General features: G+C 36.0%; 27 protein-coding genes. 22 read left to right on the forward strand and 5 right to left on the reverse strand.

Features of this window, described 5'->3' with window-relative positions; all coding sequences use genetic code 11:
• Positions 1–297 precede the first annotated feature (297 nt).
• From NST00_RS07590 to NST00_RS07640, 11 genes are all read left to right on the forward strand, one after another.
• The gene (locus NST00_RS07590; protein ID WP_339288157.1) at positions 298–1350 is read left to right on the forward strand and encodes a sulfate ABC transporter substrate-binding protein; all 1053 of its coding nucleotides are present in this window, start codon (positions 298–300) and stop codon (positions 1348–1350) included.
• Between the two features lie 180 nt (positions 1351–1530).
• Complete coding sequence (gene cysT, locus NST00_RS07595; protein ID WP_096552552.1) at positions 1531–2373, forward strand: sulfate ABC transporter permease subunit CysT; 843 nt, start codon at positions 1531–1533, stop codon at positions 2371–2373.
• Between the two features lie 15 nt (positions 2374–2388).
• Positions 2389–3264, forward strand: a complete 876-nt coding sequence (gene cysW, locus NST00_RS07600) for a sulfate ABC transporter permease subunit CysW (RefSeq protein ID WP_247595817.1) — start codon at positions 2389–2391, stop codon at positions 3262–3264.
• 14 nt (positions 3265–3278) lie between these two features.
• A complete protein-coding gene (locus tag NST00_RS07605; RefSeq protein WP_016839281.1) occupies positions 3279–4349 on the forward strand; it encodes a sulfate/molybdate ABC transporter ATP-binding protein in 1071 nt (356 codons plus the stop codon).
• Between the two features lie 333 nt (positions 4350–4682).
• Positions 4683–5537 (forward strand): DUF72 domain-containing protein, encoded by an 855-nt coding sequence (locus NST00_RS07610; protein WP_340709828.1) that lies wholly within the window; start codon positions 4683–4685, stop codon positions 5535–5537.
• Complete coding sequence (locus NST00_RS07615; RefSeq protein WP_016839283.1) at positions 5537–6358, forward strand: sulfite exporter TauE/SafE family protein; 822 nt, start codon at positions 5537–5539, stop codon at positions 6356–6358. Before NST00_RS07610 ends, NST00_RS07615 begins: the two co-directional genes overlap by 1 nt.
• Before the next feature lie 22 nt (positions 6359–6380).
• Entirely contained in the window at positions 6381–7745 is a 1365-nt protein-coding gene (locus tag NST00_RS07620; protein ID WP_016839284.1) for a bifunctional metallophosphatase/5'-nucleotidase, read from the forward strand.
• A gap of 90 nt (positions 7746–7835) precedes the next feature.
• Positions 7836–8933 carry an HD-GYP domain-containing protein gene (locus tag NST00_RS07625; protein WP_016839285.1) on the forward strand — a complete coding sequence of 366 codons (1098 nt, stop codon included), beginning with the start codon at positions 7836–7838 and terminating at the stop codon, positions 8931–8933.
• Between the two features lie 69 nt (positions 8934–9002).
• The gene (gene yunB / locus NST00_RS07630) at positions 9003–9758 is read left to right on the forward strand and encodes a sporulation protein YunB (RefSeq protein WP_026019140.1); all 756 of its coding nucleotides are present in this window, start codon (positions 9003–9005) and stop codon (positions 9756–9758) included.
• Between the two features lie 119 nt (positions 9759–9877).
• On the forward strand, positions 9878–10777 hold the full coding sequence (lipA, locus tag NST00_RS07635; RefSeq protein WP_016839287.1) for a lipoyl synthase: 900 nt from the start codon (positions 9878–9880) through the stop codon (positions 10775–10777).
• Between the two features lie 42 nt (positions 10778–10819).
• A complete protein-coding gene (locus NST00_RS07640; RefSeq protein ID WP_016839288.1) occupies positions 10820–11152 on the forward strand; it encodes a YutD family protein in 333 nt (110 codons plus the stop codon).
• Positions 11153–11193: 41 nt separating this feature from the next.
• Here NST00_RS07640 and NST00_RS07645 read toward each other — a convergent pair whose 3' ends face one another.
• Positions 11194–11460 carry a DUF3055 domain-containing protein gene (locus NST00_RS07645; protein WP_016839289.1) on the reverse strand — a complete coding sequence of 89 codons (267 nt, stop codon included), beginning with the start codon at positions 11458–11460 and terminating at the stop codon, positions 11194–11196.
• 87 nt (positions 11461–11547) lie between these two features.
• Between NST00_RS07645 and NST00_RS07650 the strand changes: the two genes are divergently transcribed.
• Positions 11548–11997, forward strand: a complete 450-nt coding sequence (locus NST00_RS07650) for a DUF86 domain-containing protein (RefSeq protein WP_168411993.1) — start codon at positions 11548–11550, stop codon at positions 11995–11997.
• Positions 11997–12761, forward strand: a complete 765-nt coding sequence (locus tag NST00_RS07655; protein WP_096551680.1) for a TIGR01457 family HAD-type hydrolase — start codon at positions 11997–11999, stop codon at positions 12759–12761. The genes NST00_RS07650 and NST00_RS07655 overlap by 1 nt, the downstream gene beginning before the upstream one ends.
• 246 nt (positions 12762–13007) lie before the next feature.
• Here the strand turns inward: NST00_RS07655 and NST00_RS07660 are convergent, their stop codons facing one another.
• Positions 13008–13244 (reverse strand): YuzB family protein, encoded by a 237-nt coding sequence (locus NST00_RS07660; RefSeq protein ID WP_016839292.1) that lies wholly within the window; start codon positions 13242–13244, stop codon positions 13008–13010.
• Between the two features lie 174 nt (positions 13245–13418).
• Here NST00_RS07660 and NST00_RS07665 point away from each other — a divergent pair, with 174 nt between their 5' ends.
• Positions 13419–14489, forward strand: a complete 1071-nt coding sequence (locus NST00_RS07665; protein WP_016839293.1) for an NAD(P)/FAD-dependent oxidoreductase — start codon at positions 13419–13421, stop codon at positions 14487–14489.
• A 70-nt stretch (positions 14490–14559) separates the two neighbouring features.
• Here NST00_RS07665 and NST00_RS07670 read toward each other — a convergent pair whose 3' ends face one another.
• Positions 14560–14889 carry a YuzD family protein gene (locus NST00_RS07670; RefSeq protein WP_016839294.1) on the reverse strand — a complete coding sequence of 110 codons (330 nt, stop codon included), beginning with the start codon at positions 14887–14889 and terminating at the stop codon, positions 14560–14562.
• Positions 14890–14972: 83 nt separating this feature from the next.
• On the opposite strand from NST00_RS07670, the gene NST00_RS07675 reads away from it, so the two are divergent.
• Positions 14973–15209, forward strand: a complete 237-nt coding sequence (locus NST00_RS07675) for a NifU family protein (protein ID WP_016839295.1) — start codon at positions 14973–14975, stop codon at positions 15207–15209.
• 72 nt (positions 15210–15281) lie between these two features.
• On the opposite strand, the gene NST00_RS07680 is transcribed toward NST00_RS07675, so the two are convergent.
• A complete protein-coding gene (locus NST00_RS07680) occupies positions 15282–15995 on the reverse strand; it encodes a DUF2225 domain-containing protein (protein WP_340709829.1) in 714 nt (237 codons plus the stop codon).
• 145 nt (positions 15996–16140) lie between these two features.
• Here NST00_RS07680 and NST00_RS07685 point away from each other — a divergent pair, with 145 nt between their 5' ends.
• The 4 genes from NST00_RS07685 to NST00_RS07700 all read left to right on the forward strand — a co-directional run bounded on the left by NST00_RS07685 (position 16141) and on the right by NST00_RS07700 (position 19729).
• Complete coding sequence (locus tag NST00_RS07685) at positions 16141–16512, forward strand: HesB/IscA family protein (RefSeq protein WP_016839297.1); 372 nt, start codon at positions 16141–16143, stop codon at positions 16510–16512.
• A gap of 181 nt (positions 16513–16693) precedes the next feature.
• Entirely contained in the window at positions 16694–17191 is a 498-nt protein-coding gene (locus NST00_RS07690) for an NUDIX domain-containing protein (protein WP_016839298.1), read from the forward strand.
• A gap of 275 nt (positions 17192–17466) precedes the next feature.
• On the forward strand, positions 17467–19269 hold the full coding sequence (locus NST00_RS07695; protein ID WP_340709830.1) for a carbon starvation CstA family protein: 1803 nt from the start codon (positions 17467–17469) through the stop codon (positions 19267–19269).
• Positions 19270–19399: 130 nt separating this feature from the next.
• A complete protein-coding gene (locus NST00_RS07700; RefSeq protein ID WP_016839300.1) occupies positions 19400–19729 on the forward strand; it encodes a YuiB family protein in 330 nt (109 codons plus the stop codon).
• 46 nt (positions 19730–19775) lie between these two features.
• Here the strand turns inward: NST00_RS07700 and NST00_RS07705 are convergent, their stop codons facing one another.
• On the reverse strand, positions 19776–20252 hold the full coding sequence (locus NST00_RS07705) for a divergent PAP2 family protein (protein WP_340709831.1): 477 nt from the start codon (positions 20250–20252) through the stop codon (positions 19776–19778).
• A 262-nt stretch (positions 20253–20514) separates the two neighbouring features.
• Here NST00_RS07705 and NST00_RS07710 point away from each other — a divergent pair, with 262 nt between their 5' ends.
• From NST00_RS07710 to ltrA, 3 genes are all read left to right on the forward strand, one after another.
• Positions 20515–22020, forward strand: a complete 1506-nt coding sequence (locus NST00_RS07710) for a leucyl aminopeptidase (RefSeq protein WP_340709832.1) — start codon at positions 20515–20517, stop codon at positions 22018–22020.
• 77 nt (positions 22021–22097) lie between these two features.
• On the forward strand, positions 22098–22304 hold the full coding sequence (locus NST00_RS07715; protein ID WP_016839303.1) for a hypothetical protein: 207 nt from the start codon (positions 22098–22100) through the stop codon (positions 22302–22304).
• Between the two features lie 583 nt (positions 22305–22887).
• Positions 22888–24150, forward strand: a complete 1263-nt coding sequence (ltrA, locus tag NST00_RS07720; RefSeq protein WP_340710165.1) for a group II intron reverse transcriptase/maturase — start codon at positions 22888–22890, stop codon at positions 24148–24150.
• The last annotated feature ends 16 nt before the right edge of the window (positions 24151–24166 follow it).

Below are 24166 nucleotides of genomic sequence, written 5' to 3' on the forward strand. Positions count from 1 at the left end.
AACGCCTCTAGTGTTCTAGTCAGCGTATCAAGTTATAAAAAATTTTAGAAATGTAATTTTATTTAAAGTATACTATTTTTATTGAATTTATCAATATTAAAAATGATTTTTTAAAAATTTATAAAACCATGTTGACTAATCGGAAAAATTGGATTATTGTATGTTTCAAAGAAAAAGAATAATGGTTTCATTCGAAAACCGATCAGACAAACTGAAGGTTGCTTATTTATTCCTTGGATTAAAAGGGGAATGTAAGCAACCTTCTATTATTTTATGAAAAGAAAAGGGGAGAATGAGATGAGAAAAAAACTTTTATTAGGAATTGCCTTACTTATTTTATTGTTAGCAGCATGTGGCAAACAAGAACAGTCAAATGATAATGCATCTACAAACAACAATGCGAGCGAAAACAATACTTCTAAACCAGTTGAGTTGCTAAATGTTTCTTATGACCCAACACGTGAATTATATGAAGAATTTAATAAAGAATTTGCGGCTTATTGGAAAGAACAAACAGGTCAGGAAGTAACAATTCAGCAATCTCATGGAGGTTCAGGAAAACAAGCAAGATCAGTAATTGATGGAATTGAAGCGGATGTTGTGACGCTTGCATTAGCTTATGATATTGATGAAATAGCACAAACTCGACAATTATTAAATGAAGATTGGCAAACAGAATTTGAAAACAATTCTTCACCATATACATCAACAATCGTTTTTTTAGTTAGAAAAGGAAATCCGAAAAACATTCAAGATTGGGATGACTTAACGAAAGAAGGCATTTCGGTCATTACACCTAATCCAAAAACAAGCGGTGGTGCACGATGGAACTACTTAGCAGCATGGGCGTTTGCAAATAAAAAGTTTAATGGTGACGAAACAAAAATAAAACAATTCATGAAAGATTTATATAGCAATGTTGAAGTATTAGACTCGGGTGCACGTGGATCTACAACGACTTTCGTAGAACGTGGTATTGGTGATGTGTTAATCGCATGGGAAAATGAAGCATATCTTTCTCTTGCAGAATTCGGGGAAGATGAATTTGAAATTGTGACACCTTCTTTAAGTATTTTAGCTGAACCACCAGTGGCAATTGTCGACAAAATCGTTGATAAAAAAGGAACTCGCGAAGTAGCAGAAGCTTACTTGAACTATTTATACAGCGAAAAAGGGCAAGAAATTGCAGCGAAAAACTTCTATCGCCCTCGTGATGAAAAAGTGTTGGAAAAATTTAAAAATCAATTCCAAACTTTAGAGTTAATTACTATTGATGAATTTGGCGGGTGGCAAGAAGCCCAGAAAACCCATTTCGCAGATGGCGGAACATTTGATGAAATTTATCAATAATACAAAATATATGCTTCTACGTAAAGTGTTAATTTTGGGATGGAATGAAATAAATTAACTTTGAATAAACCACCATCAACATCTGAACGGGAAGCATCATTTGAGAAAACTGAATTTTTCGAAATAAAAGCATAAAGGAGAAGTATGACTCCTCCTTTATGCTGAATCTTCATTATGGAGATGGTGAGAGTGGAATTATCATTAAAAAGAAGGAAAAAAACTACTATTATTCCTGGTTTTTCTTTGACCTTTGGATATACGATGCTTTATTTAAGCATGATTGTCCTATTGCCTTTATCGATGATTATTGTAAATACGCTATCAATGAGTTGGAGTGAATTTTACGAAACGATTACCCATCCTCGGGCAGTAGCCTCTTATAAATTAAGTTTTGGAACGGCTTTCGTTGCTGGATTAATCAATGTTTTCTTTGGAACGATGATTGCATGGGTGCTTATTCGATATGAGTTTCCAGGAAGGAAAATCATTGACGGTCTTGTTGATTTGCCTTTTGCATTACCAACGGCGGTTGCAGGGATTGCGCTTACAACACTGTATGCACCGAATGGTTGGATTGGGCAATTTTTTGATTTTAAAATTTCTTATACGCCGCTTGGGATTATTATTGCCCTCACATTTATTGGGTTGCCATTTGTCGTTCGAACGGTGCAGCCAGTCTTGCAAAATTTAAGTAAAGAAGTAGAAGAAGCTTCAGCCAGTTTAGGGGCAACTAGATTCCAAACATTTGTGAAAATAATTTTACCTGAACTATATCCAGCAATGATTACAGGTTTTTCGTTAGCATTTTCTCGAGCTCTTGGTGAGTACGGATCCGTCGTATTTATTGCTGGGAATATGCCGATGAAAACGGAAATTACTCCGCTTATTATTATGACAAAGCTTGAACAATACGATTATGTTGGTGCAACAGCAATCGCAATTGTCATGTTATCGGGTTCGTTTATCATCCTGCTATTTATTAATTTCATTCAATGGCGAATGAATAGGAAATTTTATCATTAATGAGGAGGGCAAGTAATGACCAAACCATTGGAGGTAAAACAAGAAGTGCCCGTTGTTACAAGAACAACCAGTAACTCTTATTCTTTGAAAGAATCAGCAACTGTAAAGTGGTCATTGATTACGATTTCATTCCTTTATATTAGCCTATTTTTAATACTTCCGTTGATTTCGATATTTGTCACTGCCTTCGAAAAAGGTTGGGAAACGTATGTTGCATCGATTGTTCATCCAGATGCACTAGCAGCAATTAAACTAACTATTACCGTTGCACTGATTGTCGTACCATTGAATGCGATTTTCGGAATTGTAGCTGCTTGGTTGATTACGAAGTTTTCTTTTAAGGGAAAAAATTTATTAATAACACTTATTGACTTGCCATTTGCCGTCTCCCCAGTAATTGCAGGTTTAATTTTTATTTTACTTTTCGGTGCTCAAGGATTGTTTGGTGAATGGCTCTTTGAACATGATATAAAAATTGTATTTGCATTACCGGGCATCATCCTTGCTACATTGTTCGTGACATTTCCCTTCATTGCAAGGGAGCTGATTCCTTTAATGCAAACACAAGGAGTAACTGAGGAAGAAGCTTCTATTTCGCTGGGAGCAAGCGGGTTGAAAACATTTCTCTATGTCACGTTGCCAAATATTAAATGGGGATTATTGTACGGCTTAATATTATGTAATGCCCGTGCAATTGGTGAGTTTGGCGCTGTTTCTGTTGTATCGGGACATATTCGAGGATTAACTAATACAATGCCGTTGCATATTGAAATTTTATATAACGAATATCAATTTACAGCGGCTTTTGCTGTCGCTTCCATCATGTCAGTGTTAGCGATTATTACAATCATTATTAAAAATATTGTTTCATGGAAAGCTAAAGATGTGTAAAGTAGGGAGAGCTTATGAGCATTCAAGTAAAAAATGTATCAAAATCTTTCGGCTCATTTCAAGCGCTGAAAGATATTTCAGTTGATATCGAATCTGGTGAATTAATTGCACTACTAGGCCCCTCTGGATCTGGGAAAACCACGCTATTACGTATTCTTGCAGGGTTAGAAGGGCTTGATGAAGGAGCAATCTATTTTGATGGCGAAAATATTACAAATGTAAGTCCAAAGGAGAGAAAAGTCGGTTTTGTTTTCCAACATTATGCGTTATTCCGTCATATGACTGTGTTTGAAAATGTTGCATACGGATTAAAAGTGCGTCCGAGAAAAACGAGACCTTCCAAGCAAGAAATTGCAAAAAAAGTTAATGAATTATTGGAGCTTGTTAAACTTCAAAACTTTCAAGATCGATATCCTTCACAACTTTCTGGTGGTCAGCGTCAACGAGTTGCATTAGCGAGAGCACTTGCAGTCGAACCGAAAGTATTATTGCTCGACGAACCGTTTGGCGCTTTAGACGCAAAAGTGAGAAAAGAGTTGCGAAGGTGGCTGCGCCAACTGCATAATGAGTTTCACGTGACAAGCATTTTTGTTACCCATGATCAGGAAGAAGCACTTGATGTGGCAGATCGCATTATTGTCATGAATAATGGAAAAATCGAGCAAATTGGTACACCAGATGAAGTATATGAGAACCCAAAAAGTCCTTTTGTTTATGACTTCTTAGGAAACGTAAATATTTTTCGTGGACGTTTACAAAATGGAAAGCTAAGACAGGGGCAATTTGAAATCAGTGCTCCAAATTATCTTGATTCCCATGATGAGGCAGTTGGATATGTTCGTCCTCATGACATTCAAATTGAAAAAGAAAAAGTTGACAACGAAACAGTTGCCGCAAAAATCACGTTTATTCATATCGTTGGCCCAACTGTACAAATAGAATTAAAAAGGGAAGATAATGGTGAATTTTTAGAGGCTGAATTAACAAAGGAACATTATAAAAATCTAGAAATTCAAAAAGGGGATATCGTGTATGTTCGCCCAAAACAATTAAAAGTGTTCATACCGGAAGATTTCTCAATATAATAGTTATATTTTTATAGAGCAATTAATAATTTCTATCCGACGAGAAAACTAGAGGCCATCTAAGTAGCAATTGCTATTTTATGGTCTTTTATTTTTGCTAAATACGCTTTAGTTGGAATGCGTCAAATTAAATTATAGTTAAGAGTAAAAAATACGCTTATTAAATCATCCTATTTAATGAGTGTAATCATTCGTTCCCAAATTTCTTGAGACATGACCAAAGTAATCAAGTTGGAAAGAGTTCGATTTGCGTATTGCTTAATCGAACTTTTTTTGTATAATCGTTTATACTTTTTTATATACAACATAATGAGGTAAAATGGAGAGAAAGAAATGATAAAAATTGGTCTTACTGGATGGGGTGACCATCCTTCAATATATCGTGAAAACTCCACAAAAAGAGATAGGCTTTTTGATTACAGTGGTCATTTCCCAATAGTGGAAGTAGATACATCCTTTTATGCAATTCCATCAGTGAAAAATGTTGAAAAGTGGATAGAGGAAACGCCAGAAAATTTCCAATTTATCGTGAAGGCATATCAAGGAATGACCGGTCATGGTAGAGATAATATTCCGTATCAAAACCGACAAGAAATGTTTGAAGCATTTCGCCAATGTGCCAATGCCTTTCACAAGTCCAATAAATTAGCTATGGTACTAGTCCAATTCCCACCATGGTTTGATTGTACCTCTCAAAATGTAAAGTATATTTTATATGTTAAACAACAATTAGAAGAGTTTCCAATTGCTATTGAATTTCGTAACCAAACTTGGTTTCAAAGTGATAGAGAGGAAGCAACGATTCAATTTTTAAGAGAAAATGGACTAATTCATACCGTTTGCGATGAACCACAAGCCGGTATTGGTTCAGTGCCCTTCGTTCCGAAAGTAACAAATAAGAAAGTACTTGTCCGTTTGCATGGAAGAAATGTTTTTGGATGGCGTAATTCGGGTGCTCCTAATTGGAGAGAGGTTCGTTTTTTATACGACTATGCAAAAGAGGAGCTAGAAGATTTAGCAAACAAAATAAAAGATTTGGAATCCAATGCGGAAGAAGTTTTTGTACTTTTTAACAACAATTCAGGGCATCATGCAGCAAGTAACGCAAAAATGTTTCAAGAAATTTTAAATATCAATTTTGAAGGTCTTGCACCGAAGCAATTAAATCTTTTTGAAGGGGAATTTTAATGGGATATTTACTTCTTTCCATCATCGCACTTTGTGCTGGAATATTAGGTTCGTTAGTTGGATTAGGGGGAGGGGTTATTTTAATACCAGCAACGCTTTTTTTCGGTATTAATTTAGGCTTTTTTCCTGACATTACTCCGCAGCGAGTCGTTGGTTTATCTGTAATCATGATGATTTTCATAGGCTTGTCTTCAACGATTTCATATATGAGATCAAAACAAGTGGATTTCATAAGCGGATTAATTTTTTTTATAGGTAGTGCACCAGGTACAATATTGGGCGCTTGGTTAAACAAAGGGTTGGATATTGATTCATTTAATTTATATTTCGGTTTTTTACTAATCGTTTTGTCAACAATATTGTTTGTACGAGATAAGTTAAAGCCCATTAACTGGTTTATTGATCACGGATTAAAAAGAAGTTTTACAGATCGCCAAGGCCAAAGTTTCGAATATGGCTATCCTATATGGTTTGCTGTTCTCTTTTCCTTCTTTGTCGGCATGATTTCAGGATTATTTGGCATAGGTGGAGGTTCATTACTTGTTCCTGCAATGGTGTTATTGTTCCGTTTTCCACCACATGTTGCAGTTGCTACTTCGATGTTTATGGTGTTTTTAACATCATTAGTCAACTCGATGAGTCATATATATTTAGGAAATATCCCTTGGCACTATACAATTCCCGTAATTGTTGGGGCTTATGTAGGTGCGAAATTAGGTTCAGCTTTAAACAAACGATTGAAATCAAAAACGGTTGTTCTTGTATTGCAAATCGTTATGGTATTAATCGGTATCCAATCGATTTTAGAGGGGCTATTTTAAATATTGAGAGATGGTGAATAGTTTGCTAGAAACGATTCATTTTTATCATACAAATGATTTACATAGCCATTTCGAATATTGGTTGCGTTCTCAATTTTTCATTCGAAAAGAACGCCTTGCCTACGCAGAACGTGGAGAACCTAGTTTTTTATTTGACATTGGCGACCATTTAGATCGTTCGAATATATATACCGAAGCAACGCTCGGTTTAGGGAACGTCAAACTATTAAATGAAGCTCAATATGATGTCGTTACAATCGGAAATAATGAAGGAATTACGTTAGATTTTGACGAACTTTATCATTTGTATGATGAAGCAAATTTTGAAGTAGTTGTCGCTAATTTAAAGGCAGCAAATAGAGAAAATCCGAAATGGCTAAAACCATATACAATCTTAGAGACTAAATACGGAACAAAAATAGGTGTAATTGGTGCTACAGCTTTTTATGAATTGTTTTATAAAGAACTTCAATGGGATATTGTAGAGCCGAGAAAAAAGATAATTTCTATTGTTAAACAGCTTAGGGAGCAAGTCGATATCTTACTATGTTTATCTCATTTAGGAATTACGGAAGATGAATTATTGGCTCAAGATTGTCCAGATTTAGATGTAATTTTTGGTTCTCACACTCACCACTTTCTTGAAACAGGTAAAATGGTAAATGGTGTTTTGCTCACTGGTTGTGGTAAATTCGGGGCATATACTGGACACTTAACGATTCAATTTGATCACCGCGAGCGAAAAATTATTCGGAAAGAAGAAAAGATTATTGATAATGCATTGTTACCTGAAATTGACGGGGAAGTGGAGTTTCTAGAACAGTTATCGAGCACTGGCAAGGAGTTAATGAGCGAAACGATTTTCCAAACAACGAAAAGTTATAATAAAGAATGGTTTCATCATTCCCAAATTTCTAGGCTTTTTGCAAAAGCAGTATTGGAACATACGGGTGCCGATTGTGCGATGTTTAATGCAGGAATATTTTTAGATGGCTTGAAAAAAGGTAATATTAGTAAATATGATATTCATCGAATTTTACCCCATCCCATTAACTTATGTGTTGTAGAAATAACTGGTAGACAATTGAAGGAAGTGTTTCTTCAAGCGAAGAATGATGAGTGGTCACAACTTGAGTTAAAAGGATTAGGTTTTAGAGGATTAATTTTTGGAAAAATATTAACGTATGATTTTTCGGTAAACAAAAATCGGGAATTAATTGTAAAAGGAGAAGTCAGTGACTTAAATCGAACATATCAATTAGCGACGCTTGATATGTTTACTTTTGGATATTTTTTCCCTAATTTTAAATATGCGAAAAAGAAATATTTTTTACCATATTTTTTGAGGGACGTTTTAATAGATTATTGTAAACGGTATTTAAATTGAAAATTTTTACTAAAATGTTCCTAAATGATATTACTGGCTATATAATATAATTTGGAATACTGAAATCGGCAGAATGGGGTAAACATTATTATGCGACTCATTTCTATTAATGCAGCAAAACCAGGAATGATAATGGGGAGAGCAATTTTTAACGAATCAGGACACCCATTAGTGCAGCGACATGTAAAAATGACCGAGGGCATTATACGAAGATTAAAGCAAATGAACATTCAATATATATATATTGAAGATGAAATTTCCAAGGACATTGTAGTGGAAGAGACGGTACCCCTAGAACTCAGAGCAAAAGCTGTATCGAATATTGAGCGTTCTTTCCGTCAAATGAAAGGATTAAATAGTCGTGATGCGGCTTTTGTTTTAGATAAGCAATCAAAAAAGTTGAATTTTTTAGTAGATGATTTGTTAAAAACGATATTTAGCAATAATGAAATGTTAACGATAATAACGGATACTTATCTTTATGATGAAGCGTTGTTCCAACATTCCTTTAATGTAACCCTTTATTCTCTTGCAATAGCGAAAGAACTCGGATACCCGTATGAAGATTTACGTACAATTGGAATTGGCGCATTATTACACGATGTAGGTAAAATGGTGCTGCCACTCGAAATTTTACATAAACCTGGACAATTAACTGATGAAGAATTTGCCATTATGAAACTACATACCCGTTACGGGTTCAATATTTTACGAAATTTACATACGGTTTCTTTATTAGTTGCTCATTGTGCCCTGCAACATCATGAACGTTTGGATGGCAGTGGATATCCAAGAGGATTAGTAGACAATGAAATTCATCCATATGCAAAGATTATTGCCGTGGCCGATGTTTTTGACGCGGTGACATCTAATCGGGTTTATCGCGATAAAATGTTGCCTTCGGAAGGAATTGACCTAATTGAATCTGATAGTGGCACACTTTTTGAAAAACGAGTGGTAGATGCTTTGATTAAAAGTGTTGTACACTATCCAAATGGAACGGTTCTTTGTTTATCGGATGGAAGAAGGGGAATCGTTGCAAAACAAAATACTAAACAATCCTCCCGTCCCTATGTTCGCATTTTTGAGGAAAACGGTATGTTATTAAAGTCTACGTATCTTTTAAATTTAGAAGAATTTCCGCAAGTTGAGATATTAAGAGTAGATACTGAATATTTACAGCCTTGAATAGTCATCTCCTCCTGTTCATAAAATTAGCTAGGAGGAGATTTTTTGTTTTCACGAAAACCTCGTAGAATGATGATTCGGTCACCGAATAGACGAAAAAAAAGAGCAAATCGTTTTGCATTATTTCTTATGAGCTTTGTATTCACTGTGATATTATTTTTATATTTTTTAAACTCTCGATTGATGCCAACCTATTTAGATTATGCTGAAGTACAAACATATAAAATCGCCTCGCATGTAGTAAGTAAGGCAATCAATGCAAGAACTTCAAGCGTGCTAGATGTGAATGAAATAATTGAGGACTTGCCTACGGAATCAGACTACATGTTGACAACGAAATTTAATACTGAAATTATTAACCAAGTCCGCGCGGAAACGACAGCCCTCGTAAAAGAACATCTAGAAATGGCGGAAAGGGGAGACTTGTCCCAGCTTCCTGAATTAGAAAATGTAGAATATGATGTTTCGGAAATTCAAAGAGGGGACGGCATTGTCTTTTTTGTTCCACTTGCTCAAGCGTTAAATCTGCCCCTATTAGGTAACTTAGGACCTAAAGTGCCAATACGTTTTCACATCATTGGAAATGTTTCGAGTGATGTTGCGACAACCATAACAGAGTTTGGAATCAATAATGCACTTGTAGAAGTGAACATTCGCTTAAAAGTAAATGTCCAAATCATCGTGCCATTTGCTAGTAAAACTGCTACTGTAGAACAAACGATTCCAGTCGCAATTGGACTAACTAGAAGCCAAGTTCCAAATATTTATACAAACGGTGGAGATGGTGCACAACCTTCTATTGAAGTCCCTGTTCCATATGAATAATAATAGAAAATAATATTAATGAACTTTATCGATATTGTTAGTTGTTGCAAAAGCATTAACATGATATATTGACAAGTAGGTTATACTATTTTTTCTTAATTGATAGGGGCTGATACGAAATGAGCAATAAAGAAATTTTAAGGAAACCCGAATGGTTAAAAATAAAGTTAAATACGAACGAAGAATATCGAGATTTAAAAAAATTAATGCGAGAAAATAACTTGCATACTGTTTGTGAAGAAGCACGTTGTCCAAACATTCATGAATGTTGGGGAGAGAGAAGAACGGCAACGATGATGATTTTGGGGGCTGTTTGTACCCGAGCATGCAGATTCTGTGCGGTTAAAACGGGACTTCCAAATGAGCTGGACTTACAAGAACCAGAACGTGTTGCTGATTCAGTAAAAATTATGAATTTAAAACATGTCGTAATCACAATGGTTGCGCGTGATGATTTAAAAGATGGCGGAGCAAGCATATTAGCTGAAACAATTCGCGCCATTCGACGTAAATCACCGCAAACTTCTATTGAAGTCCTACCTTCTGATTTAGGCGGGGTAGAGGACAATTTACGCATTGTCATGGATGCAAGACCAGATATTTTGAATCATAATATCGAAACTGTTCGAAGACTTACTCCGAGAGTCCGTGCTAAAGCAACGTATGACCGTTCACTAGAGTTTTTGCGCCGAGCAAAAGAAATGCAACCGGATATTCCGACAAAATCTTCTTTAATGATCGGACTCGGTGAAACATGGGATGAAATTTTAGAAGTAATGGATGATCTCCTTGCTAACAATGTTGATATCATGACAATCGGACAATATTTACAACCAACGAAAAAACACTTACCAGTTAAAAAGTATTATTCACCTCTAGAATTTGGAAAACTTCGAAAAATTGCGATGGAAAAAGGTTTCAAACATTGTGAAGCAGGTCCTTTAGTTCGTAGTAGTTATCATGCGGATGAACAAGTGAATGAAGCAACGAAAACTAGACAACTCCAAGCAGAGATGTAATGAAATAAAAAGTGATCTAGTCGTAGAATTGGAGGGGTTTGGGTGATTGTAGTCGAAGGAATTGGCTATGAGTTAATTGAAAATTATCGTGACGGTTTTCAAGACGAGGCATTTATAAATCGATATACGGACGTATTAGCGAAGTATGATTATATCGTCGGAGATTGGGGATATGGTCAACTTAGATTAAAAGGATTTTTTGATGATCGTAATCAAAAATCTACCTTTGATAATAAAATTAGCACCGTTCAAGATTATTTATTTGAGTATTGTAATTTTGGGTGTGCATATTTTATTTTAAGAAAAATTGGCCGAGTCCCACAAGAAAAGCTTGTATCAGCTCCGCAGGGGTATTCTCACGACAAAATAAAATAAGAAAATGAAGGCCATCTCCCTTGTTGGAGATGGCTTATTGATTATGACAATAATTCCATTAAATATTCTCTTAAATCTTCAGCCTCTTCTTCTGTTTTATTAAAAACATGTTCTAAATAGCCAGGTTCTTCTAAATCATCTGGTCCGATAATCGCAAATCGGCCAAATTGCATATCTAAAACAAGAACTTTTCCATAAAAACGTGTCGATTGCATAATCGCTAAATCATAGCGAAGTTTTTTTCCAGTAAAGCTGACAAATCTTGTCTTTGTATCTTCTATATCATCATATAAGAAAAATCGTTCCATCGCTGTTTTGGTCTCCTTCCAATACTACAGAATATGTTACTATAGAAGCGGGAAAACTATCAACTTTTTGAATTGGAGGCATTTGTCATGTATTTTGTTGACAGAAATAAAATTACGAGAACTTTATCATATTTAGATGAAATCATCTCCATTTTTGAACAGAAAGAAGATTGGTTAAAAGATGATATAACAAAATTAGCATTGGAACGCATTACACATAATGCAATTGAATCAGTCATCGACGTTGGAAACTTGATGATTGACGGTTTTATTATGAGAGATCCTGGCAGCTATGACGATATTATTGACATTTTGATTGATGAAAAAGTTATCGCAAGTGAAAAAGAAAAGCCATTCAAAGAATTAATCAGTTTACGCAAAAATATCGTCCGTGAATTTACACAAGTAGAAATTGAAAAGGTTTATGAAGTGTTAAAAAATACATTACCAGCGTTAAAAACATTTTCAAAAGAAGTAACGCAATATTTGGAAAATGAATTAGGACCAGTGTCCGCATTTTTACCGGAGGATCGTTGATGAAGCACTATCGAGCGTACTGTTTTGATTTAGATGGCACAGTATATCGTGGAAAAGAAGTTATTCCTACTGCCATCCAATTCATCCATCAATTAGAAGATAAACAGTTAGATTACTTTTTTGTAACAAATAATTCGTCGAAACCTCCTTCCCAAATTAAACAAACACTTCAGCAGTTCGGATTGAACGTTTCTGAAAAACAAATTTACTCAAGTTCATTAGTGACTGCAAAATATGTGAAAAAGCATTTTGGACAAGCTAAAGTATTTGTTATTGGCCAGGATGGAATCCGTTATGCACTTCAACAAGAAGGAATTGACATAGTGGAAGAAAATCCTGATGTAGTTGTAATGGGAATTGATCGAAAAATTGATTATGAAAAATTAACGAAAGCTTGTATTGCTGTTCAAAATGGAGCAACCTTAATTGGAACGAACGAAGATATTAAATTCCCAACAGAAAAAGGGTTCCATCCAGGGAACGGTTCTTTTGTTAAACTCGTTAGTCAAGTTTCTAATGTGGAACCAATGTTTATGGGGAAACCGTCGCCAGTTATGCTAGAAATGATACAGCAAGAATATGGCTATAACAAAAATGAGATGCTAATGATTGGAGATAATTACGATACGGATATTTTATGTGGTATTCGCTTTGGCTGCGATACTGTTCATGTCAATACGGGTGTCGTGAATACGGAGAAAGTTAAAGAAAAAGGGGTACAACCAACTTACTGCATTAATGATTTAAGTGAATTTGAATTATAAGCGTAACAAAAATTTGTCATAATAAATGATAGATATACGTTATAGCTAGTTGTCTTCTGCGGTACTCCTTTATAACTTGCATTTATCACATATAAAATGCGACGAGAGGGGGCATTTGATGTGGCCACCTGACTACCGTAGAGACAGCTTAAAAATATTCATAGTAAATATTTGAGCCTGACCAAAAAGTTTGTACTTTTGGTCAGGCCATTTTTCAATCTGTATCTAAACGAAATGATGACATGATTAAAAAAGAGGGTTGTCTTTAATATATTCATAAATCTTTTTCGTCAATTCTTCAGGAGTATCAGCTTCAACCATGTCTCCATTGACGAGAGCATATAACTTCTCTGAACACATTGTACAATAACTTAAACAACCGTATTCAAGAACATCTATATTTGGATCATTTTCCAATACATCATATGTTTCTTGAGAGCCCATTGCTAAATTCGAAATACAAAATTCTACTAACGGATTCACAAAGGTTCACCTCACTCAAAAAAATCCTACTCTTAAATTTTACATTCGTCAATGAAATAAACTTTATGTGAATCCTTTCACAAAAAACTATTGTGAAATCTCTCACAATGTAATATACTAATGTTTGTGTAAATTTAGTGAACTGCAAGCAATAAAAAAATAGGGGAGTTTTCTATGAAAAAACTTGTATTACTAGGCGGCGGTTATGGCAACATGCGTATTTTGCTTCGATTGCTACCTAACCAAATTCCAGAAGATACGATGATTACATTAATTGATCGCAATCCGTTCCATAGTTTAAAAACAGAGTTTTACGCACTTGCAGCGGGGACAACAACTGACAAAAAAGTACGAGTTGATTTTCCTGAACATCCAAGATTAGAAAAGGTGTACGGAGAAATTACAAAAATTGATCGTAAGGAAAAAACGGTTCATTTACAAGATGGAACGGTTATCCCATATGATGATTTAGTAATCGGTCTAGGCTGTGAAGATGATTATCATGGTGTACCTGGAGCAGAGGAGTATACATTGAGCATTCAAACGATAGCAAACTCTCGCAAAACGTTTGAAATGTTATGCGGCTTACCTCCAGGTTCTATCGTTGCAATCGTAGGAGCAGGATTGAGTGGTATTGAGATTGCTAGTGAATTAAGAGAAAGTCGCTCAGATTTACAAATTAAATTGTTTGACCGATCTTCTCGTATTTTACGTTCATTCCCTGAAAAACTAAGTAAGTATGTAAAAGAGTGGTTTGAAAAAAATAATGTAGAAATCGTTGCAGAATCTAACATTACAAAAGTGGAACCTGGAAAAATCTATAATCATGATGAAGTAATTGAAGCAGATGCCATTGTTTGGACAGCTGGTGTGCGTCCGGTGAAAATTGTTCGAGAAATGGATGCTGAAAAAGATAATAAAGGTCGACCACTTGTCAACCAATATTTCCATCTCGTTGATGATGAGCATGTTTTCGTTGTAGGAGACTGTGCTTCATCTGATTTGCCAGCCAGTGCACAACTTGCTGAAGAACAAGCTGAACGAATTGTTCGTGTGTTAAAACATCGCTGGAAAGGTGAAGCGTTACCAGAAAAAATGCCAGATATCAAATTAAAAGGATTTATGGGATCTTTAGGGAAGAAACAAGGATTTGTTTATATTGCGGATACAACGGTAACAGGTAGAATTGCACGTTTACTTAAGTCAGGATTGCTTTGGATGTACAAACGTCAAAACGATAACTAAATGAAAAATTCGCAAGTATTTTCCTTGTAATACTTGCGAATTTTTAACGTGAAGAAAACGTATGTTAATATTACTCGCTAGGCTCAAAACCTAATTTTTCTAAAGCTTTAAAAACCGGCTGTATTTGGATATATCCTTCTCCGACAACTTCATTGTTAATAAGTACTAGAGGATAAAAATATTCATCATTATGAATGCGTTCAGCATATTCTTGATCCCGTTTATCTGTTAGCGGTTCGTTGATATCAATGTAGCGAATTGTAAATGGTTGATTCGGATATTTCCGTTTAATCGCTGCTTCTAACCATTCGTAAGTGTCTTTGGATGAAGGTGCATTAACGCAACTTGCACAAAGAACGTCGGCACCAAAAACTTCAATAATTGGCATATTTTTATTCATATTATTACACCTTTCGTTACGATAATAATGGATTTTTTCTCTTGTTCACATTATAATAATTTTAATGAAAGGAGTCGAGGAATATGACAAATACTGAACAATTTGAACAAGTAAAAGAAGTTTTAGATAAATTACGCCCGTTCTTACTACGCGATGGTGGAGACTGCGAATTAATTGATGTGGAAGACGGCGTTGTAAAATTACGTTTACTAGGTGCATGTGGTTCATGCCCAAGCTCTACAATTACATTAAAAGCCGGCATCGAACGCGCATTATTAGAAGAAGTACCTGGTATTGTTGAAGTAGAGCAAGTTTTCTAATTGAAAAACGACTAAACTAATTGAAAACGGTGTACTCTTCTATTTAATATGAATAGTGAGTACACCGTTTTTTTATTCAGTAATTACATTTCCTTGATTTCGCTCTTCGCGAATGATTTTCCATTGTTCCTTAGCCATTTCTATTATTTTAGGTTCTCCACCATGTCGTTGATTTTCTATTACTCTTGAGAAGAATCTCGTTGCATTTGATATGTCCCCGATTCTTCGTGAAAGTTCAGCAATCAAGTACATAACACGGATTCCGCTCATTCCAGTGCTTAAATAGTCTTCTGTTGAGTAAGAATCCATATATAAATCTCTGGCAATTTTTAAAAAACGTATTTCTTGTTCTTTATTTTGAAGAGTACGATATAGCCAGCCAATTCGAAGAGCAAGACCTGCTCTTGCAATGAATTTTTCATTTTTTAAATTACCGCAAACGAGTGCGAGTTTATATGATTGTATTGCTTGGGCTATTGTACGTTCACCGCTAAAGCTGTGTGGAACCCATTTTTTCGTAATTTGCTCTTGAATTTTTTCCCGTGTACCTGGTGCAAAATATTTAGAAAAATCTTCGGTGAAGGAAAAGCCGCAGTGTTGACAAACAAATACATTGTAGTATAAAGGATTGACATTCGAATCAGAATAAATGGGACGAAAATCAGTTTCAGTATTTTCAACTTTTACGAACTTGGAACGAACTTTTAGGGTAGGAAATTTTTTTTCACAAAAAATACAAACTACTTTTTTTACATAAAAAGGGGAGATTTCTGTATGGTTTTCCATAATATACTACCTCCTGAGCAGTAGGTTATAAGACTATTATACTGGCAGATTCAATAAATGAGTTTAACAATAATGTGTATAAAGCAGTTTCATTGTCATATTCATGATTGCACTGTTATTATATTGTTTAAGGAAGGTGATTCGGATGAGTGCAGAAAAAAGAGTTATTGAATTAACAGAAGCAGCTGCATTTCGCGTAAAAGAGATGGCAAAACATAATGAGGAAGAAAGTTCTTATTTACGTTTAGCTGTTCATGGTGGTGGTTGTAGTGGTCTTACTTATGGCATGAATTTTGATCAAAATGTAAATGAAGATGATTATATCGATGAACAGCACGGAATTAAAATTTTAGTATCACAACAAGATGCCCCTATTTTAATGGGGACAAAAATTGATTATAAACAGTCGTTAATGGGCGGTGGATTTACGATCGACAATCCGAATGCCATTGCATCTTGTGGTTGCGGTTCATCTTTCAGAACAGCGAAAGTTACTGGCACACCGGAAGAATGTTAAAACGATTTATATTAATTGGGCTGTCTAGAAGAGAAATTTCTGGCGGCCTATTTTTATGAATTTTTTTAAGTGAACTAGGTGCTACTACCAAATAAGGAGATAGCTGAAAGTTTTATAGATATATTCAAATAGCTATAAGCGTTGTAAAATAGTGGTAAGTTTAAACAAAGGGTGAGTATATATGAAAAAAGAACGAGGAAAAGTATGGTTAGGTGCAGGAGCTGTTGTTGTCAATTCAGATGGAAAATGGCTCGTTGTAAAAAAGAGATATAGTGGATTAAAAGGAGTATGGTCAATTCCAGCAGGATTTGTGCAACTAGGTGAAACTGCTGATGAAGCAGCACTCCGGGAAGTAAAAGAAGAGACTGGGATTGATTGTATCGTAACCGGCATGGTTGGATTTAGAACGGGGGTTATAAGAGGAGAAGTAAGTGATAATATGGCCATTTTTGCTTGTAAACCAATTAATGAAGAGCAACCGATTTGTATTCAAGAACGCGAACTAATTGACGCCAAATGGCTTTCTGTCGAGGAATTATTAACTGGCGGAGAAGCTTCCATCATGCTACAAAACATGGCAAGTGATACTTTAATTCAGCATCAGCTATCAAAAAATGAGGGGATTAATCCAGGAGATTGGTTTCAATATACATCCTATCGTGTGTTTTTTAACAAGTAATCTTTGAAACTTTATTGAATAAATCAAAGAATAGGATAATAGTATAGTAAAAAAAAAAAGAGATTGATTTTTTTGAAAAAATATAAAATAATGATAAAAAAATATTTTTTTGTAAAAGTTGTAATTTTTATACTATTACAAAAGAAATTTCATATTGTTTATTACATTTTCAACAATTTCTAAAGGGGGATTGGACAAGGGGGTTATTTTAAAATAGAAATCGATTCTGTTAGTAGTTATTCCAAGAAATAAATACTAAGGGATGGGGGAATTTTATGAATGGACTTTCTATTGTAATCGGTGCCATCTGTATACTCGTGATTGGATACCGATTATATGGTTATTTTTTTACAAAAAAAGTTTTGTTAATCAATGAAAAAACACCAACACCTGCCCATGAATTAAACGATGGGCAAGACTATGTGCCGACGAACAAATGGGTAGCATTCGGACATCACTTCGCCGCAATCGCTGCAGCTGGGCCGCTTGTTGGACCTGTACTTGCTGCACAATTTGGATATTTACCAGGTTTACTATGGTTGTTAATTGGTGCGGTGATTGGTGGAGCAGTACATGATGCCGTTGTATTATTTGCATCCATGCGCAAAAAAGGGAAATCCCTTTCTGAAGTGATGAAAGAGGAGCTGGGGCCGGTTGCAGGATTCTGTACAGGTCTTGCTATGTTATTCATCATTACGATAACAATGGCTGGTCTTTCCATGGTAGTGCTTGGTGCATTAGAAAGAAATCCGTGGGGAACTTTTGCAGTAGGAATTACAATCCCAATTGCTATGCTTGTTGGGATTGCCTATAAAAAGACTGGTAACTTAGTTGTAACATCTACGGTTGGATTCATTTTATTAATGATCGGCGTCTTTGTTGGACCGTATATTCAAGGAACAGTGCTTGGTGATTGGTTGACGTTAGATCGCCAAACTTTGGCGTTGATCTTACCGATTTATGCATTTTTTGCTGCGGCATTGCCGGTATGGTTTTTGCTTGCACCAAGGGATTATTTATCAAGCTTTATGAAAATTGGGGTATTTATAGCTTTAATTATTGGGGTATTTTTCGTTAACCCTGTTATTCAATTCCCAGCAGTAACAGAATTTATTCATGGTGGAGGGCCAATCATTGCAGGTCCTGTATGGCCATTTGTTTCAATTACCATTGCTTGTGGTGCCATTTCTGGTTTCCATGCATTCATTGGATCTGGAACAACGCCTAAGATGTTAGATAAATGGGAAGATATTCGCGTTGTAGGATTTGGAGCTATGCTAGTCGAAAGTTTAGTAGGGGTAATGGCGCTTGTTGCAGCTACTTCTTTGCATCCTGCTGATTATTTCGCAATCAATGCAGCTCCAGCAGTATTTACCACATTAGGAATGGAAGTTGTCAACTTACCTCAATTATCACAAGCGATAGGTATTGATTTAGAGGGAAGAACGGGCGGTGCCGTATCCCTTGCAGTAGGGATGACACAAATTTTTACTGGAGTGCCATGGTTCACAGAAATGAGCGGTTACTTCTACCAATTTGTCATCATGTTTGAAGCGGTGTTCATCTTAACTGCAATCGACGCAGGTACTCGTGTAGCCCGCTACTTAATTCAAGATTTCTTAGGAGATGTCATCAAACCGTTAAAACGGACAGATTGGTTGCCTGGTACAATCATTGCTAGTGCTTTAGCGTGTTTCATGTGGGGGTATTTACTGTACACAGGTGAAATTGGACCAATTTGGGCGTTATTCGGTGTATCTAACCAGCTAATGGCTTCCATTGGATTAGTTATTGGTGCAACGGTTGTATTAAAAATTGCAACAAAACGGATTTATGTTTTAACTTGTATTATTCCATTAGTATATTTATATATATCAGTAAATGTTGCAGGAATTTGGATGATCAAAAACGTGTACTGGAATCCAGCAGCATCTGGTTATTCTGTATTAAATGGCATATTATCCGTCATAATGTTGATTTTAGGTGTTGTTGTTGTGATTACGGCTATTAAATCATGGATTAATCTATGGAATAGTCCAAGATTTGTAAATGGTAAAGCGGTAGGAGAAGCGGTATAACATAAATTTAAGTCTAGCATTCTATAGTTGGAATGCTAGACTTTTAATTTTAATAATGATTTGTTTTTCCATTTGAAAGGACAACTTAATTAGGTTAAACTAGGTAAAGGAAAATGGAGGTTATACATACATGGGTGGTTCTGTATCAATTGTTCAATTAGTGATCTCGATTGTACTATTTTTTGTTATGTTTTTTGGAATCGGTTTCTTATTAAATATGCTTCTTCGTATGACATGGTTAATGACGATCTTATATCCGATTGTCGTTATTTTTATTATTGATGAAGTGAGTTTTTTAGATTATATATTCAAACCTACTGTCGCATGGCCTGCTTTGTGGGATAAAGTTTTATCTCTTCAAGTGGTGGATATCGCCATTTTGTCTGGTGGATTTGTAGGTACAATTGTTGCGGGTATTGTTATGATTATATTAAGAAAGAACGGTTATCGAATGTTTTAAAAAAGGATATATCCAAAAGTGAAAGACGCTTTTGGATATATCCTTTTTATATGATGAAAGAATAAAATATGAAGGAAATTAGAATACCAGTTATGGCACCAGATAATACTTCATTCGGCTTATGACCTAACAATGTTTTTAATTCTTCGTGTTTTTCATGTTCATGTTTATCAGTCCAATGTTTCATATCCCTAAAGAATATGGTTAACTCTTGGCGTATCTTGTTTAACATAGCTGCATGTTGACCTGCCTGATATCGTACGCCGCTAGCATCATACATTACGATTCCAGCAAACAATGCAGCAATGGCAAATACAGGTGAGTCAAAACCGGTCTCGTATCCGATTGCAGTAGCAAGACTTGTCACTGCAGCTGAATGAGAACTAGGCATGCCGCCTGTAGACGTTAAAAGAGACCAGTTAATTTCTTTTGTAAACAAAAAATGTATGGGTACTTTAATAAATTGTGCAAAAAAAATTGAGATTATCGCTAGAAGTAATGGTGCGTTTTGAAATATTGCCAAACCGTAAAAACCCTTCCTTTCACGTCTTTCCATAAGTATAGCATAACTAATATACAACAATTAACGTTTTGAAGTAAAAAATTTCTTAATTATTTAATTTTTTTGTTAGCGAAATTGTTTAGGATATGAGACAAATAAAAGGAACTTCAAAGCAATTTTGGCTTCATGATACTAGTCCACTTCTTAATAAAAATTGGGTTATACTTATAGTGGATAGATATATTGAAGCTCGTATACGATGAATTCTATTTGGAGGTTAAAGATGATTATTCAAAAAGAGAGAAAATCCTTTGAACAAATATCAACTGAATTGTTAATTGTGGGAGTTCAAAAAAACTGCGACCATATTAAAGGATGGAAAGAATTCGTATCATTTTACGGAGAACATGTTGAAAAATGGATTCGTACGGGAGATATCGAAACGGAGCGCAAAAAATTAACAAAGATTCCTTATTTGGGAGCTAATGAACATTTACAACGAATATTATTTGTAGGATTAGGTGATACGAAAACATTAACGCGTAATGAATTGCGAGACACATTTGGATTAGTGGGCAAAAAACTTCGGGAGATGAAAGCGAATCGATTTACGATTTGGTTAGAATCTTTTACAGCAGATCCTATTCAAGAAAAAGATATTGCGTTTTTATTTGCTGAAGGGAGTGGCATGGGTTTTTATCAAGTTCCCCATTATAAAACAACTTCTAATGAACCGGAAGTTTATTTGGATGAAGTTCAATTCGTTACGAATGCAGATATTGATGAAATTGTTGAAAGCTACAAACTCGGAAAGATTTATGCAGATGCAGTGAATGAAGCAAGAACGTTGGTGAATTTGCCACCGAATATATTGAAAGCAACTGATTTAGCGGAATATGCTGTGAATTTGGCAAACAACTATGGCTTTGAAGTAGAAATATTAAATAAGGAACAACTCGAAGAATTAGGAATGGGAGGCATTTTAGCGGTAAATAGAGGCTCAACGAATGAACCGAGAGTTATTACATTAAAATATAAGGGAACAGAAGAATGGAAAGACGTAATTGGATTAGTTGGAAAAGGAGTAACTTATGATACAGGAGGCTACTCCATCAAATCGAAAACTGGAATGGTAGGCATGAAAGGAGATATGGGGGGAGCTGCATCGGTACTTGGAGCCATGAAAATTATTGGAGAAATGAAGCCAAAAAAGAATGTTGTCGCAGTTATTGGAGCAACTGACAACATGATTTCAGGAGATGCCTTTAAACCTGATGATGTCATCACGACTTACAGTGGAAAAACGGTGGAAATTAAAAATGCCGATGCAGAGGGCCGCCTCGTTTTAGCCGATGCAGTCACTTATGCAAAACAACAAGGAGCCGATTATTTAATTGATGTGGCTACGTTAACAGGCGGGGTCATCACAGCTTTAGGATATGATAAAACGGGCGCATTATCGAATAACGAAGCGTTTTTCGATGCTTTTATTGAAACAAGTGTGAAAACTGGAGAATTTGTTTGGGGCATGCCGCTTACTGAAAGGGATAAAAAACGCATCCGTGATTCACAAATTGCAGATTTAAATAACTCTCCTGGAAGCGATGGACATATGATATTTGCAGGTGGATTTGTTGGAGAATTTGTAGAAAATACACCTTGGATTCATTTAGATATTGCCGGGACATCTGATACTACAAAACCCCATGAGTTGGGGCCAAAAGGTGCAACAGGTGTGATGGTTAGAACACTTGCGACATTTATCAAAGATTTTACATTTCATATATGATAAATGTTCACATTAGGCAATTCACATAGCTTCGCCTCTTTTTCTTACATATGTTATCAAAGAAAAGGAGGTTTACTATGACTGGTTATCGCCATTATCAACGTCCTGGATACCATCATCGTGATGGATTTAGTAACTTTGGCTATCCGTTTATTGGTGGATTTTTAGGTGGATTATTAGGAAATGTCTTTTATCCACAGCAATTTTATTATCCACCTAACTATCCATATTATCCTTACTATCCATACTACCCTCCGTTTTACCCGCCATTCCGCCGTTATTAAAAAAGGGGTGCGTTTAATCGCACTCCTTTTTGTTTGTGCGCCCGGCATGTACATGAACTATAGGGTGTAAGTCCCGAACCCCGAAGACAGAAGTAGAGGTTAGCCAAGAGCAAGGGTGTCCGTGGTGACGCGGAATCTGAAGGAAGCTGGAGGCAAAACACCGGTCCGAGGAACACGAACCTCATATAAGGCTAGGTATGATTGAGTGAGTTTGCAAAACAAAACAAAGCTCTTTCTGTCGAAGGTCATATCGAGTAAATGAGGCGGATAGATGGTGTGAAAGTGCATGTACTTACCCGGGGAGGTCTGGCGGATATGTGAAGTACGCTTCATAACCTACTTAGTGATAAGTAGCTGAACCGTCAGAAGTCAGCAGAGGTCATAGTATTAGTTGGTTTAGAACTACTAAGAAGGACCGAACAATTAAGAGAGAATAGCCCTTGGCATTCAGTGAGTCATGATGAACACAGAAAACGTAGTACCTCACTTGAGGAAGGAAGCGGTGAATCCCGTGGGGGACCTCTTGGAGGGTGGAGTGACCACTGGCATAAAGAGAACAGCTATTCACGGAAGGAGAATAACGATGCTTTTGAATCAAATCCTGTCACGGGAGAACATGCTTCAAGCACTAAAACGTGTAGAACAGAATAAAGGAAGCCACGGAGTAGATATGATGCCCGTACAAAACCTACGACAGCACATAGTCGAAAACTGGCTATCTATTAAGGAGGCAATTCTCAAGGGAACTTATGAACCAATGCCAGTCCGCAGAGTCGAAATCCCGAAACCTGACGGCGGTGTTCGTTTACTAGGAATCCCTACCGTAACAGACCGTTTGATTCAACAAGCAATCGCCCAAGTACTTTCAAAAGTGTATGACCCTACATTCTCTGAAAACAGCTACGGATTTAGACCAAACCGAAGTGCCCATGATGCGGTGAGGAAAGCGAAAGAATATATAAGAGATGGACATCGATGGGTTGTAGATATGGACTTGGAGAAATTCTTTGATAAGGTCAACCATGACAGATTAATGGGTACACTCGCGAAGAGAATCCAAGATAAACCATTACTGAAATTGATTCGTAAGTATTTACAATCGGGAGTCATGATTAATGGTGTGGTGTCAAGCACATTAGAAGGAACTCCACAAGGAGGACCATTAAGTCCGCTACTATCTAACATTGTACTAGATGAACTAGATAAAGAATTGGAAAGAAGAGGACACAAATTCGTTCGATATGCGGATGACTGTAACATTTACGTGAAAAGTAAACGAGCAGGACTTCGCACAATGGCAAGCATTCAACGATTCATTGAAGGAAAACTACGACTGAAAGTAAATGAAAAGAAATCAGCGGTCGACCGTCCATGGAAACGTAAGTTTCTAGGATTTAGCTTTACCTATCATAAAGAGCCAAAGGTTCGTATCGCAAAAGAAAGCCTTAAACGAATGAAGAATAAAGTTCGTGAAATCACATCACGCAAGATGCCCTACCCGATGGAATACCGCATTCAGAAACTGAATCAATATCTAGTGGGATGGTGTGGATATTTTGCGTTAGCAGACACCAAATCTATATTCCTTGAATTAGATAAATGGATTCGTAGAAGACTTCGAATGTGTCTATGGAAGAACTGGAAGAAACCGAAAACAAAGATACGCAACCTTATTCAGCTTGGCGTACCACAATGGCAAGCGTATGAATGGGGAAATACTCGGAAGAGTTATTGGCGTATTTCAAATAGTCCAATATTACACAGAACCCTTGGTAACTCCTATTGGAGAAACCAAGGGTTGGAAAGTCTTGAAGCTCGTTATGAAAACTTGCGTCAATTATCTTAATTGAACCGCCGTATAC

The sequence above is a fragment of the Ureibacillus sp. FSL K6-0165 genome (assembly GCF_038004285.1).
In the GTDB taxonomy this organism is placed as follows: Bacteria; Bacillota; Bacilli; order Bacillales_A; family Planococcaceae; genus Ureibacillus; species Ureibacillus thermosphaericus.